This is a genomic window from Streptomyces sp. NPDC058279 (assembly GCF_042881255.1).
In the GTDB taxonomy this organism is placed as follows: Bacteria; Actinomycetota; Actinomycetes; order Streptomycetales; family Streptomycetaceae; genus Streptomyces.
The window spans coordinates 441181-454604 of record NZ_JBHVYA010000003.1 but is presented as its reverse complement, the minus strand read 5'-3'; the positions used below and the strand labels follow the sequence as shown (position 1 = coordinate 454604).

At 73.7% G+C, this 13424-nt stretch carries 15 protein-coding genes; 11 read left to right on the top strand and 4 right to left on the bottom strand.

The genetic code is table 11. The features are described from left to right. Nucleotides 1-167: 167 nt before the first annotated feature. The 7 genes from ACFVXJ_RS09605 to ACFVXJ_RS09575 all read left to right on the top strand — a co-directional run bounded on the left by ACFVXJ_RS09605 (nucleotide 168) and on the right by ACFVXJ_RS09575 (nucleotide 6929). Complete coding sequence (locus tag ACFVXJ_RS09605; protein WP_389660944.1) at nucleotides 168-1301, top strand: segregation and condensation protein A; 1134 nt, start codon at nucleotides 168-170, stop codon at nucleotides 1299-1301. Then, nucleotides 1298-1936, top strand: coding sequence for an SMC-Scp complex subunit ScpB (gene scpB, locus ACFVXJ_RS09600; RefSeq protein WP_389660942.1), 639 nt, complete (start codon nucleotides 1298-1300; stop codon nucleotides 1934-1936). The genes ACFVXJ_RS09605 and scpB overlap by 4 nt, the downstream gene beginning before the upstream one ends. After that, nucleotides 1936-3225 (top strand): pseudouridine synthase, encoded by a 1290-nt coding sequence (locus tag ACFVXJ_RS09595; RefSeq protein WP_389660940.1) that lies wholly within the window; start codon nucleotides 1936-1938, stop codon nucleotides 3223-3225. Before scpB ends, ACFVXJ_RS09595 begins: the two co-directional genes overlap by 1 nt. Nucleotides 3226-3407: 182 nt before the next feature. After that, the gene (gene pnuC, locus ACFVXJ_RS09590) at nucleotides 3408-4019 is read left to right on the top strand and encodes a nicotinamide riboside transporter PnuC (protein WP_389660938.1); all 612 of its coding nucleotides are present in this window, start codon (nucleotides 3408-3410) and stop codon (nucleotides 4017-4019) included. Continuing rightward, a complete protein-coding gene (locus tag ACFVXJ_RS09585; protein ID WP_389660936.1) occupies nucleotides 4016-5155 on the top strand; it encodes an AAA family ATPase in 1140 nt (379 codons plus the stop codon). The genes pnuC and ACFVXJ_RS09585 overlap by 4 nt, the downstream gene beginning before the upstream one ends. Further along, the gene (locus tag ACFVXJ_RS09580) at nucleotides 5152-5883 is read left to right on the top strand and encodes an NUDIX domain-containing protein (RefSeq protein ID WP_389660934.1); all 732 of its coding nucleotides are present in this window, start codon (nucleotides 5152-5154) and stop codon (nucleotides 5881-5883) included. The genes ACFVXJ_RS09585 and ACFVXJ_RS09580 overlap by 4 nt, the downstream gene beginning before the upstream one ends. Then, complete coding sequence (locus ACFVXJ_RS09575; protein WP_389660932.1) at nucleotides 5880-6929, top strand: ADP-ribosylglycohydrolase family protein; 1050 nt, start codon at nucleotides 5880-5882, stop codon at nucleotides 6927-6929. The genes ACFVXJ_RS09580 and ACFVXJ_RS09575 overlap by 4 nt, the downstream gene beginning before the upstream one ends. 6 nt (nucleotides 6930-6935) lie before the next feature. Here the strand turns inward: ACFVXJ_RS09575 and ACFVXJ_RS09570 are convergent, their stop codons facing one another. From ACFVXJ_RS09570 to ACFVXJ_RS09560, 3 genes are all read right to left on the bottom strand, one after another. Next, nucleotides 6936-7640, bottom strand: a complete 705-nt coding sequence (locus ACFVXJ_RS09570) for a DNA polymerase beta superfamily protein (RefSeq protein WP_389660930.1) — start codon at nucleotides 7638-7640, stop codon at nucleotides 6936-6938. Between the two features lie 28 nt (nucleotides 7641-7668). After that, nucleotides 7669-8130, bottom strand: coding sequence for a Rieske (2Fe-2S) protein (locus ACFVXJ_RS09565; protein ID WP_389660928.1), 462 nt, complete (start codon nucleotides 8128-8130; stop codon nucleotides 7669-7671). Nucleotides 8131-8227: 97 nt separating this feature from the next. Then, nucleotides 8228-8569, bottom strand: a complete 342-nt coding sequence (locus tag ACFVXJ_RS09560; protein ID WP_389660926.1) for a DUF952 domain-containing protein — start codon at nucleotides 8567-8569, stop codon at nucleotides 8228-8230. Nucleotides 8570-8665: 96 nt separating this feature from the next. Here ACFVXJ_RS09560 and ACFVXJ_RS09555 point away from each other — a divergent pair, with 96 nt between their 5' ends. From ACFVXJ_RS09555 to der, 4 genes are all read left to right on the top strand, one after another. Next, nucleotides 8666-9754 (top strand): prephenate dehydrogenase, encoded by a 1089-nt coding sequence (locus tag ACFVXJ_RS09555; protein ID WP_361313950.1) that lies wholly within the window; start codon nucleotides 8666-8668, stop codon nucleotides 9752-9754. 159 nt (nucleotides 9755-9913) lie between these two features. Then, entirely contained in the window at nucleotides 9914-10621 is a 708-nt protein-coding gene (gene cmk / locus ACFVXJ_RS09550; protein WP_389660924.1) for a (d)CMP kinase, read from the top strand. A 56-nt stretch (nucleotides 10622-10677) separates the two neighbouring features. After that, nucleotides 10678-11265 carry a lysophospholipid acyltransferase family protein gene (locus ACFVXJ_RS09545; protein ID WP_389661022.1) on the top strand — a complete coding sequence of 196 codons (588 nt, stop codon included), beginning with the start codon at nucleotides 10678-10680 and terminating at the stop codon, nucleotides 11263-11265. A gap of 75 nt (nucleotides 11266-11340) precedes the next feature. Further along, a complete protein-coding gene (gene der, locus ACFVXJ_RS09540) occupies nucleotides 11341-12801 on the top strand; it encodes a ribosome biogenesis GTPase Der (RefSeq protein WP_389660922.1) in 1461 nt (486 codons plus the stop codon). Nucleotides 12802-12827: 26 nt separating this feature from the next. On the opposite strand, the gene ACFVXJ_RS09535 is transcribed toward der, so the two are convergent. Beyond that, a complete protein-coding gene (locus ACFVXJ_RS09535; protein WP_389660920.1) occupies nucleotides 12828-13253 on the bottom strand; it encodes a hypothetical protein in 426 nt (141 codons plus the stop codon). Between the last annotated feature and the right edge of the window lie 171 nt (nucleotides 13254-13424).

Sequence of the window (13424 nt, the reverse complement as noted above, 5' to 3'; positions counted from 1 at the left end):
CGCCGACGTAGCCGGCAGCGGGCCGCGCTTCGTACGCGGCGCCGTTCAAGGCCCCGCCGCGGCGCCGAGGCGCCCGGACACGGACCGGCCGGTCGCCGGGGTGGGGGCGGGGCGGTGGCTAGGCTGCTGGCACGCTCGTCACCGCACCACCGCGAACCTGGATCCCGATGCCCTCTCCCGCCGAACCCGGCCGCCCGGCCCGCCGCCACTTGGGGCGCGGACCCGATGATCCGGAGACGGGCGGTACGGAGCCGCCCGAGGCCCCGGACGCGGGCCCGTACGGCACGGCAGTCGCGCCCGGCCGGGAGCCCGGCCCTCGTGGCGCCGAAGCCCCCACCCGGCCCGGGGCCGAGGCGCCGGACGACCTCCACCGCCTCGGGCCCTCCCGCCCGGCGGGCGCGCGCCGCACGGGCGCCGAGCCGCCCGGCCCCGGGGTGCCCGCCGCCCCGGTGGCGCGGGAAGACGGAGCCGGCCGGCCGGAGCCCATCGCGACGGACGGCGCGGAGGAGCGGCGGTTCACCCTGAGGTTGGCGAACTTCGAGGGGCCGTTCGACCTGCTGCTCCAGCTGATCTCCCGGCACAAACTAGATGTGACCGAAGTCGCCCTCTCCCAGGTCACCGACGAATTCATGGCGTACATCCGCGCCATGGGCCCCGACTGGGACCTCGACCAGACCAGCGAGTTCCTCGTCGTCGCCGCGACCCTCCTCGACCTCAAGGCCGCCCGCCTGCTCCCCGCCGCCGAGGTCGAGGACGAGGCCGACCTCGCCCTGCTCGAAGCCCGGGACCTGCTCTTCGCGCGGCTGCTCCAGTACCGCGCGTACAAACAGGTCGCCGCGCTCTTCCAGGACTGGTCGCGGCAGGAGGGCAAGCGGTACCCCCGTACCGTGGGCCTGGAGCCCCACCACGCCGAGCTGCTGCCCGAGGTCGTCATCGGCATCGGCGCCGACGGGTTCGCCCGGCTCGCCGTCCAGGCCATGCGGCCCCGCGCCGAGCCCCAGGTGTACGTCGAGCACATCCACGCCCCGCTCGTCAGTGTGCGCGAGCAGGCCGGCCTGGTCGTCGCCCTGCTCAAGGCGCGCGGCGAGGCCACCTTCCAGGAGCTCACCGAGGGCGCGGCGGACACCCTCACCGTCGTCGCGCGCTTCCTGGCCCTCCTGGAGCTCTACCGGGAGAAGGCCGTCGTCCTCGACCAGGACGAGGCCCTCGGGGCGCTCACGGTGCGCTGGAGCGGCGGGGACGGAGACGGCATGCCGAGGGTGACGGACGAGTTCGATCAGATCGTGGAGGCGCAGGAATGACCGAGCCGGTCCGGGAGGCGGGGGTGGCGGGGCTCGCCCTCAAGGGCGCCCTGGAGGCCGTCCTCATGGTCGTGGACGAGCCCGCGACCGAGGAGCACCTCGCCAAGGTGCTGGAACGCGGCCGGCGCGAGGTGGCGGACGCGCTGCGCGAGCTCGCCGACGACTACACCGTCCAGGGGCGCGGATTCGAGCTGCGGCCCGTCGCCGGCGGCTGGCGGTTCTACAGCCGCGCCGAGTACGCCCCGGCGGTCGAGGCGTTCGTCCTGGACGGGCAGCAGGCCCGCCTCACCCAGGCGGCCCTGGAGACCCTGGCGATCGTCGCGTACCGCCAGCCGGTGAGCCGGTCGCGGGTCTCGGCGGTCCGCGGGGTCAACTGCGACGGGGTCATGCGGACCCTGCTCCAGCGCGGTCTGGTGGCCGAGGCGGGGACGGAACCCGAAACAGGTGCGATCCTGTACAGGACGACGAACTACTTTCTGGAGCGGATGGGCCTGCGCGGCCTGGACGAGCTCCCGGAGCTCGCGCCCTTCCTCCCCGAGGCGGACGCGATCGAAGCCGAGACGCAAGAGGGTGTTCCGTCGTTCGATCCGGATGCACCGGATACCGATGAAGACGACAAGACGACGGAACTTTGATGCGAAGCAGCGGTAACGGCAACGGCGGCGGCAACAGGAACAGCGGCGGCGGTGGTGGCGGACGCGGGAACTCCCGCGGCGGCAGCTCCGGCGCGGGCGGTGGCTACCGCGGCGGCGGCTCGGGTGGCAGCGGTAGCGGCGCGGGCGGTGGCTACCGCGGCGGCGCCGGCTCCGGTTCGAGCGCGGGCGGCTTCCGCGACCGTGACCGGGACCAGGCCCCCCAGCGTCCGCGCAACCCCCGTCCCGAGGAGCGGCGCTACGACGTCGGCCCCGAGGGTGAGCGGTCGGGCCGCAGCGGCCCGAAGGCGGGCGGCGGCGGTGCCCGCGGCGCCTCCGACGGCGGCCGGGGCGGTGCGCGCGGCACGGCCGCGCGCGGCGGCGCCAAGGGCGGCCCCAAGACCTCCAAGACCCCGGGTATCGGCGGGGCCGGCGGTCCGCGCCGCGGTCCCGGCAGCCGCAGCGGCCAGTCGCGCCCCCGCGAGCTGGACGCGCGGATCGAGGAGCGCGTGCGCGACCGGTACGCCGACAAGCCCGTGATCAAGACCCCGAAGACCTTCCCGGGCGCCGAGGAGGAGGGCGAGCGTCTGCAGAAGGTGCTCGCCCGCGCCGGCATGGGCTCGCGCCGCGCGTGCGAGGAGCTCATCGAGCAGGCGCGCGTCGAGGTCAACGGCGAGATCGTGACGGAGCAGGGCAAGCGCGTCCAGCCGAAGGACGAGATCAAGGTGGACGGCCTGACCGTCGCCACCCAGTCGTACCTGTTCTTTGCGCTGAACAAGCCCGCCGGTGTCGTCTCCACCATGGAGGACCCGGACGGCCGCCAGTGCCTGGGCGATTACGTCACCAACCGCGAGACGCGGCTGTTCCACGTGGGTCGGCTCGACACCGAGACCGAGGGCATCATCCTGCTCACCAACCACGGTGAGCTGGCCCACCGCCTCACGCACCCCAAGTACGGCGTGCAGAAGACGTACGTCGCCGCGATCACCGGCTCCCTGCCCCGGGACATCGGCAAGCGCCTCAAGGAGGGCATCGAGCTGGAGGACGGCTACGCCCGCGCCGACAACTTCCGCGTCCTGGACCAGGTCGGCAAGAACTACATGGTCGAGGTGACCCTGCACGAGGGCCGCAAGCACATCGTCCGCCGCATGCTGGCGGAGGCCGGCTTCCCGGTCGACAAGCTCGTGCGCACCTCCTTCGGGCCGATCGAGCTCGGCGACCAGAAGTCCGGCTGGCTGCGCCGTCTGACCAACACCGAGGTCGGCATGCTGATGCGCGAGGTCGGCCTGTAGTCCGTCGTCGTCCCGCACGGCAGTCCGTCCCGGACGGCCGTCGGCCACATCTTCGAGAGAACCCGCGGTGCCTTCGGGCGCCGCGGGTTCTCTCGTTCGCGGCTGTCCGCCGCGGCTTTTCCCTTGCCCGCCGACGCCCCGATGTTTATAGTCATCATGACCATAAAGGGAGTGGGGCTGTCATGGGCTGGAACACGAGCTGGACCGAGATCCTCGGGTCGGCCACAGGTGCCGCGTGCGTCTGGCTGGTGGCCCGGCAGCACATCGCCAACTGGCCGCTCGGCATAGCCAACAACGTCTTCTTCATCGTGCTGTTCGCCGGCAGCGGCCTCTACGCCGACGCCGGCCTGCAGTTCGTCTTCATCGCCCTCGCCGCGTACGGCTGGTGGTCCTGGACCCACGGGGGTGGACCAGGAACCGCCGGGGCCCTGCCGGTGCGCCGCACCACGCGCGCCGAATGGGCCGTGCTCGCCGCGGCGGGGGCGGTGGGGGTGCTCGGTCTGACGCTGCTGCTCGGCCGGGTCACCGACTCCACCGTGCCTTTCTGGGACGCGCTGACCACCGTGCTGTCCCTGATGGCCACCTACGGACAGTGCCGCAAGCTGCTGGAGTCCTGGTGGCTGTGGATCGCCGCCGACCTCGTCTACATCCCGCTGTACGTCTACAAGGGGCTCTACCTGACCTCCGTCCTCTACGGCGGCTTCCTCCTCCTGTGCGTGGCCGGGCTGGCGGGCTGGCGCCGCGAATCGGTGACCGGCCCTGGCGCCCGTACGGCGGCGGAGGCGACGGCGTGAGCGGCGGAAAGCGGTACGGGCACGGGCTGGTGCTGGGCAAGTTCTACCCGCCGCACGCCGGCCATCACCACCTGGTGCGCACCGCCCAGGACCAGTGCGAGCGGCTGACCGTCCTGGTCTGCGCGGCCTCCGTGGAGTCGGTGCCGCTGGCGGACCGGGTGGCCTGGATGCGCGAGGAACACCCGGGCGCCCAAGTGGTCGGCGCGGTCGACGACATCCCCGTCGACCTGCACGACCCGAAGGTCTGGGACGCCCACATGGCGATCTTCCGGGCCGCGGTGCCCCGGCGCGTGGACGCCGTCTTCACCTCGGAGGCGTACGGGAGCGAACTCGCCCGGCGCTTCGGCGCGCACGAGGTCCTGGTGGACCCGGAGCGGACGCTGTTCCCGGTCTCGGGTACGGCCGTACGCGCCGACCCGGCCGGCTGCTGGGAGTTCCTCGGGCCGGGCGTACGGGCCGCCCTGACCCGGCGGGTCGTCGTCCTGGGCGCGGAGTCCACGGGCACGACGACGCTGTCCCGGGACCTGGCGGCCCACTACCGGCGCCGCGGCGGGGTGTGGTCGAAGACCGGCTGGGTCGCCGAGTACGGGCGCCGGTACAGCGAGGAGAAGCTCGCCGCGGCGCGGGCCGCGCACCCGGACGCCTCCTGGGCGGACGTGACGTTCGCCTCCCGGGAGTTCCCCGTGATCGCCCGACGCCAGGACGCGGAGGAGGAACGGGCCGCGCGACTCGGCTCGCCGGTGCTCTTCTGCGACACCGACTCCTTCGCCACCGGGATCTGGCACGAGCGGTACCTGGGCGAGCGCGACGAGGAGGTCGAGAAGATCGCCGCCCTGACCCGGCGCGACCTGTACCTGCTCACGGACGACGCGGACGTGCCGTTCGAGGACGACGGCCTGCGCGACGGGGAACACCTGCGGCCGTGGATGACGGGCTGGTTCCGGGCGGAACTGGAGCGGACCGGCAGACGTTTCCTCGTCATGCGCGGCGACCGCGACGCGCGGCTGGCGGCGGCCGTCCAGGCGGTGGACGAACTGCTCGCGGAAGGCTGGTACTTCGCGGACCCGCTGCCCGAGAACGTCCGGCCGGCCGCGAACGTACGGCGGCCCGACGGCGTGGGTGCGGAGGACCGGTGACCGCGGCCTACGACCCGTACGCCTTCGAGCCGTTCGCCGTGACGGTCGACCTCGCCGTCCTCACCGTGCGCGGCGGCGCCCTGCACGTCCTGCTGATCCGGCGCGGCCGGGAACCGTACGCCGGTGCCTGGGCGCTGCCCGGTGGCTTCATACTGCCCCGCGAGTCGGCGGAGACGGCCGCCCGCCGGGAACTCGCCGAGGAAACCGGCCTCCCGCCCGACCTGGTGGCGGCCCTGCACCTCGAACAGCTCCGCACCTACAGCGAGCCGGACCGCGACCCGCGCATGCGGGTCGTCTCGGTGGCGTTCACCGCGCTGGTCCCCGACATGCCCGAGCCCGCGGCCGACGGCGGCGGGGACGCCGACGGCGCCCGCTGGGTGCCCGTGGACGAGGCGGTCGGTCTCGCGTTCGACCACGCGGTGATCCTCGCGGACGCCCGCTCCCGGGTGGGCGCGAAGCTGGAGTACACCTGTCTGGCCACCGCCTTCTGCCCGCCCGAGTTCACCCTCGGTGAGCTCCGGGCCGTCTACGAAACGGTCTGGGGCACCGCCCTGGACCGCCCCAACTTCCGCCGCAAGGTCCTGGCGACGCCCGGCTTCGTCGAGGCCGTCCCCGGAGCCGCCCGACTGACCGGCGGCCGGGGCAAACCGGCCGCGCTCTACCGCCCCGGGCCGGCGACGAACCTGCACCCGCCCCTGCTCCGCCCCACGGAAGGACCCCAGCGATGACGCAGACGACGACCGCGACGCCGGCCAAGGCCCCGGCGACGAAGCGTGCCGCGACCGGCGCCCTGATCGGCCTGGCCCTGGGTGACGCCCTGGGCTTCCCGACGGAGTTCCACGACGTGCCCTCGATCCTCGCGAAGAGCGGCCCCTGGCGGGAGATGGCGCTGCCCCGCCCGGCGCTCGTCACGGACGACACCCAGATGACGCTGGCGCTGGCGCGCGGCATCCGGACGGCGACGGACCGCGGCCCGATCGGCCCGCTGCGGCTGACGCGCCCGGTCCGGGAGGAGTTCGTCGACTGGTACCACTCCCCGGAGAACAACCGCGCCCCCGGCAACACCTGCCTGCGGGCCTGCCGGCTGCTGGACGAGCCGGAGCGGGACTGGCGCGACGCGAGCCAGATCGGCTCCAAGGGCTGCGGGGCGAACATGCGGGTCGCCCCCGTGGGCCTGGTGCCCGGCTGGACGGCCGAGGAGCGGGCGGGCGCCGCCCAGCTCCAGTCGGCCCTCACGCACGGCCACCCGACGGCGCTGGCCGCCTCCGACCTGACGGCGCACGCCGTCCACCTGCTGGCGCGGGGCGCCGAGCCCACGGGACTGGTCGGCCTGCTGCGTTCCTACGCCCTGGACAACCGCACCCGCTACCACGAGCGCTGGCTGGGCGACCTGTGGATGCGCACCGCCTCGGACGCCGGCCCGGAGTCCTTCATGGCGCGGGGCTGGGACGAGTGCCTCGCCGTCCTCGACCGCCTCGCCGCGGCCCTGCGCGACCCGTCGCCCGAAACGGATCCCTGCCTCACCACGGGCGACGGCTGGATCGCCGAGGAAGCCCTGGCGACGGCCCTGCAGTGCTTCCTCCTCTTCCCCGACGCCCCGCTCCTGGCCCTGCGCCGCGCCGCCTGCACGCAGGGCGACTCGGACTCCCTCGCCTGCCTCGCCGGCGCCTTCGCGGGCGCCCACCTCGGCGCTTCGGCGTGGCCCGCCGACTGGCAGGACCGGATCGAACACCGGGACGAACTCTTGGAGTTCGGCGCGCTCTGGGACGCCTGAGCGGCGCTACCCCACCGACGCGCGGCGGGCACGGTGCAGGAAGTCCGCCACCCGGGCGGTGTCCGGCTCGGCCGGAAGCGGGCTGGTGGCCAGGGCGGACTCGCACTCCTGCGTGAGGCGGGACATCCAGGCATCGGTCTCGGCCCAGCTGAGCTCGCCGCGCTTGACCGCGAGGAGCCGGTCGCGGTGCGGGCCCGCGTCGATGGTCAGCCGGCCCGTGCGCAGCAGGTCGCGGCAGGACAGGAGCAGGCGCAGCAGGTGCATGGCGTGCTTCCGGCGCGGGACGCCGTGGACGCGGACGTCCGCGAGGAGCTTGCGGTGCTGACCCGCGGCATAGCGGGTGAAGCTGGTGTGGGCCCGGCGGGAGAGGAAGGCCGGGCGCAGGGACAGCAGTTCCTCGCCCACCGGGGAGAGCCGCTCCACCAGCGGGGAGTGCAGGCACTCCAGGACGTTCGGATTGGCCCGCAGGGCCAGTTCGCAGAAACGTTCCAGCTCCCAGGAGAACTCCTCGTCCCGGGGCCCCTCCACATGGCTGGGCGGCTTCTCGAAGCGCCAGAACAGCGGCGTCGGGGCGAGGTAGACGCCGCGCCGGTCGGTGTCGCTCGCCTCCGTCGCCAGGCCGAACGCCCGGGAGCCCATGACGCACGCGTACACGGTGTGGTCGCGTACGAGGGCGAGACGGGTCTCCTCGGGCGTGGTCGGCTCGTTCATCCCCGGAGCGTAGGCGGGGGCGGGCCCCCTACGCGAGGGAGATATTGCCGTCCGGGGCCACGGTGATCTTCTGTTCGGGGAGCGGTCGGGTCGCCGGGCCGTGGGCCACCGCCCCGTCGGCGATCTCGAACTTGCTGCCGTGGCACGGGCAGTCGATGGTGCCGTTCGCCACCGTGCCCACGATGCAGCCCTGGTGCGTGCACACCGCGGAGAAGCAGCGGAAGGAGCCCGCCGTCGGCTGGGTGACCACCAGCTTCTCGGCCTTCAGGATGGTCCCGCCTCCGACGGGGACGGCCGAGGACTTCAGCAGGGGCTTGGCGGTGCCTCCCGAGGAGGGCGCGGGCGAGGCGGCGCCGTCGCCGGCCGGGGAGCTGCCGGTCTGTTCCTTCGGCTTGTCCTCACTGCCGCAGGCGGCCAACGCGCCGCCGGCCAGGACCACTGCCCCCGCCGCCAGAACGGTGCGCCGGGCGGTGGGTGTGGGGTCGCTCATGAACGTTCTCCTCGCTTCGTGGCCGCTGGGCGAGCAGCATCCTGGCGTGTGCCGGCCCCCAGGAGAAGCCCGCCGCGCCATGCTGTCCGCCCCGCCCTCAGGTTCCCGGTCGCCATGGGGCCAGTGAGGCGGGACGGCCTGGTGTGCGTACGACTTCCCACACGCGGCCCACCGCGTCCCGGTTCAACGGTCCGTGGACGTGCGGATAGCGGCCGCCGGATTCACCCGCACGGCGGACCTCCGGGAGCAGCGCGCCCTCGTCGAGCTCCACGGCCAACAGCGTCCCGGGCGTCTCCCGGTAGTGGGAATCGACGATCGCGAGGGCGGTCGCCCGGTCCGCGGAGCAGTGCACGAACCCCTCCGAGGCGAGCGAGGGCGGGGCGTACGGCACGTCGGGAGCGGCGGTCCAGTCGGCCAGCGGGACGATGTGGAAGATCATGCCGCCCGTTCTACCGCAGCGGGCGGCGGGTCCCGTCCCGCCGGGGCCGGCTACCCTGAGTCAGGCCCGCCGTCACGCGATCACCCTGGAGCACCCGTGAGAACCGCCGTCGTCATCGGAACCGGACTGATCGGGACCTCCGCGGCGCTCGCCCTGACCGCCCGGGGTATCACCGTCCACCTCGTCGACCACGACCCGGCACAGGCCCGGACGGCCGCGGCCCTGGGCGCGGGCACCGACGAGCCCCTCGAAGGCACGGTCGACCTCGCGATCGTGGCCGTGCCGCCCGCGCACGTCGCGGCGGCGCTCGCCGACGCGATCGGACGCGGCCTCGCCCGGGCCTACGTCGACGTCGCCAGCGTCAAGGGCGGCCCGCGACGGGAGCTGGCGGCGCTCGGCGCGGACGTGTCGGCGTACATCGGTACCCACCCGATGGCCGGCAAGGAGCGCTCGGGTCCCCTCGCGGCGACCGCCGACCTGTTCGAGGGCCGGCCCTGGGTGCTCACCCCGACCCGGGACACCGACCACGAGGTGCTGAACCTGGCGCTGGAACTGGTGGCCCTGTGCCGGGCCGTCCCGGTGGTGATGGACGCGGACGCGCACGACCGGGCGGTGGCCCTGGTCTCGCACACCCCGCAACTGGTGTCGAGCATGGTGGCGGCGCGGCTGGAGGAGGCGGACGAGACGGCGGTCCGGCTGTGCGGACAGGGCATCCGGGACGTGACGCGCATCGCGGCCTCCGACCCCCGGATGTGGGTGGAGATCCTCTCCGCGAACCCGGGGCCGGTCGCCGACGTACTGGCCGGGATCGCCGCCGACCTGGAGGAGACCGTCGAGGCCCTGCGCGGACTCCAGTCCGGCGACGAGGCCAAGCGGCGCGGCGGCGCGGCCGGCATCGAGGACGTCCTCAAGCGCGGCAACGCCGGCCGGGTCCGGGTCCCGGGCAAGCACGGGGCCGCGCCCATGGCCTACGAGACGGTCGGGGTGTTCATCAGCGACCGCCCGGGCGAGCTGGCCCGCATCTTCGCCGACGCCGGCCGGGCCGGGGTCAACATCGAGGACGTACGGATCGAGCACGCGACGGGCCAGCAGGCGGGCCTCGTGCAGCTCATGGTCGAGCCGCGGGCCGTGCCCGTCCTGGAGGCCGAGCTGCGCGAGCGCGGCTGGGCCCTGCGCCAGCAGTAGCGCACGGGTCGGCCGCGACCCACGGGGACCGTGGGGCGCCGTCCCCGCGGGGCGGCCCCCGGCCGGGCGGTGGGGGCGCGGGAAATGCCCGGTAACCTGGGGGAGGGGCGCTCTTGGCGCGCCCGGACACGTACGCGCAACCAGGAAGGTGCCCGCACCGTGGAAACCGCAGCTCCGGCCGCCGTGATCGTCGCCATCGACGGTCCCTCCGGCACGGGCAAGTCCAGCACGTCCAAGGCCGTGGCCGCCAAGCTCGGGCTGCGCTACCTGGACACCGGTGCCCAGTACCGGGCCATCACCTGGTGGATGATCACCAACGGCGTCGACACCGACGACCCGCACGCGATCGCCCTCGCGGCCGGCAAACCGGCCATAGTCTCCGGTACGGACCCCGGCGCGCCCACCATCACCGTCGACGGCCTCGACGCCTCCGGCCCGATCCGCACCCAGGAGGTCACCTCCAAGGTCAGCGCGGTGAGCGCGGTACCCGAGGTGCGCGCCCTGATCACCGACCTCCAGCGCGCCATCGCGGCCGAGGCGGCCCGCGACGCCGACGGCATCGTCGTCGAGGGCCGGGACATCGGGACCACCGTCCTGCCCGACGCCGACATCAAGGTGTTCCTCACCGCCTCCGCCGAGGCCCGCGCCGCCCGCCGCAACGGCGAGCTGCGCGGCAAGGAGGCCGCCGACCTCGCGGCGACCAGGGAAGCCCTGATCAAGCGGGACGCGGCCGACTCCGGACGCAAGACCTCCCCGCTGGCCAAGGCCGCCGACGCCGTCGAGGTGGACACCACCGAGCTGACGCTGGCGCAGGTCATCGAGTGCGTGGTCACCCTGGTGGAAGAGAAGCGGGCGGTACGCAGGTGAGCGATACGCCCTCCCTCAAGGGTGCGGCGATCGGGCGGCGGATCGGCATCGGCCTGATGTACGGGCTGTGGAAGCCGCGCGTACTGGGCGCCTGGCGGGTGCCCGCCACGGGCCCCGTGATCCTCGCCGTGAATCACTCCCACAACATAGACGGGCCCATGGTCATGGGCACCGCGCCGCGACCCCTGCATTTCCTGATCAAGAAGGAAGCGTATGTCGGCCCCCTCGGCCCCTTCCTGGACGGGATCGGGCAGGTGAAGGTGGACCGGAGCGGAACCGACCGGACCGCCGTCGGCCGCGCCCTTGGCGTCCTGGAGAACGGCGGCGCGCTCGGGATCTTCCCCGAGGGCACCCGCGGCGACGGCGACTTCGCCTCCCTCCGCGCCGGACTCGCGTACTTCGCGGTCCGCAGCGGCGCGCCCATCGTGCCCGTCGCCGTCCTCGGCAGCACCGAGAGCCGCGGCAGGCTCGTGAAGGGACTCCCCGCCCTCAAGAGCCGGGTGGACGTCGTCTTCGGCTCCGCCTTCGACGCCGGGGACGGCACCGGCCGCCGCACCCGCACCGCGCTGGACGGGGCCACCGTACGCATCCAGGACCGGCTGACCGCCCACCTGGCCGACGCCAAGCGCCTCACCGGGCGCTGAGCGAGACTTGACCTAGTAGTGGAACCGCGCTGCGCGGTTGCCACCGACCACCACGGACGACGAGGAACGGACTTCATGAACGACCAGCACGACCACGGAGCACTTGGCGACGCCGAGTACGCGGAGTTCATGGAGCTCGCCGCGGAGGAAGGCTTCGACCTCGAAGACGTCGAAGGCGCGATCGAGGAGGCCGGCCACGGCCCGCTCCCCGTCCTCGCCGTCGTCGGCCGCCCGAACGTCGGCAAGTCGACCCTGGTGAACCGCATCATCGGCCGCCGCGAGGCGGTCGTCGAGGACAAGCCGGGCGTCACCCGCGACCGCGTCACCTACGAAGCCGAATGGGCCGGGCGCCGGTTCAAGGTCGTCGACACCGGCGGCTGGGAGCAGGACGTCCTCGGCATCGACGCGGCCGTCGCCGCCCAGGCCGAGTACGCCATCGAGACCGCCGACGCGGTCGTCTTCGTCGTCGACGCCAAGGTCGGCGCCACCGACAGCGACGAGGCCGTCGTCAAGCTGCTGCGCCGGGCCGGCAAGCCCGTCGTGCTGTGCGCCAACAAGGTCGACGGCCTGAGCGGCGAATCCGACGCCGCCTCCCTTTGGTCCCTCGGCCTCGGCCTGCCGCACCCGGTGTCCTCCCTGCACGGTCGCGGCACGGGCGACATGCTCGACGCCGTCCTCGACGCGCTGCCCGAGGCGCCCGCCCAGACCTTCGGCGCCGCCCCGCTCGGCGGGCCGCGCCGCATCGCGCTGATCGGCCGCCCCAACGTCGGCAAGTCCTCGCTCCTGAACAAGGTCGCGAAGGAGGACCGCGTCGTCGTCAACGAGCTGGCCGGCACCACCCGTGACCCGGTCGACGAGCTGATCCAGCTCGGCGGCGTGACCTGGAAGTTCGTCGACACCGCAGGCATCCGCAAGAAGGTCCACCTCCAGCAGGGCGCCGACTACTACGCCTCCCTGCGCACGGCCGCCGCCGTCGAGAAGGCGGAGGTCGCGGTCATCCTGATCGACTCGACCGAGACCATCAGCGTCCAGGACCAGCGCATCATCACCATGGCCGTCGAGGCGGGCCGCGCCATCGTGATCGCGTACAACAAGTGGGACGAGCTCGACGAGGAGCGCCGTTACTACCTGGAACGCGAGATCGAGACGGAGATGCAGCAGGTCTCCTGGGCGCCCCGGGTGAACGTCTCGGCGCTCACCGGTCGCCACATGGAGAAGCTGGTCCCGGCGATCGAGACGGCCCTCGCGGGCTGGGAGACGCGCGTCCCCACCGGCCGGTTGAACGCCTTCCTCGGCGAGGTCGTCGCGGCGCACCCGCACCCGATCCGCGGCGGCAAGCAGCCCCGCATCCTGTTCGGCACCCAGGCGGGCAGCAAGCCGCCGCGGTTCGTCCTCTTCGCCTCCGGCTTCCTGGAGCACGGCTACCGCCGCTTCATCGAGCGCCGGCTGCGCGAGGAGTTCGGCTTCGAGGGCACCCCGATCCACATCTCGGTCCGGGTGCGCGAGAAGCGCGGTGCGCAGTACAAGAAGAAGTAGGCGTACGCGATGACGTGCCGCCGGGGTCAGTAGCCCCGGCGCGGAGCGGGCGGCAGGGCCGCCGGGATGTGGTGCATCCCGGTCTGGTACTGCCGCCCGCCGCCGTTCGCCTCGTAGCCGCCGGAGCCCGAGCCGCCGTCGCTCCCGGCGTACGCGTACGAGGGCTGGGGCAGCGGCTGGGGGGCCGGGGCGTACGCGGGCTGCCAGCCGTCCGCCGGCTGCCAGGAGGAACGGGTCCAGCCGCTGCCGTACAAACCGCCGCCGGCGCCGCCGGAGTACGAGGCGCCGGTGGAGGTGCCGCCGTAGCAGAACGAGGTGAAGCCCAGGTCCTCCTCGCCCGACCGATCGCCCGGCAGGGCCCGGAAGGCGCGCAGGTACTCCGAGTACAGCAGGTCGTAGATCGGGGTGTGCGAGGCGGCCGGAGCGGCGTCCGGGTCCCGGGACGGGCGCATCGGGGGGACGCTGCTCGAAAAGGACGGGGCGCGGGAGGGGTCGTATGAATGCACGTATCAGCCAACGAACCCGAAGCCCTGCGGATGCGGGCTGACCGGGGCGAATACGCGGCTCGCCGGTGGGGTGCCCCTACGCCGCAACGGCCGCCCGGCCCCTGGGGAGAGGGGCCG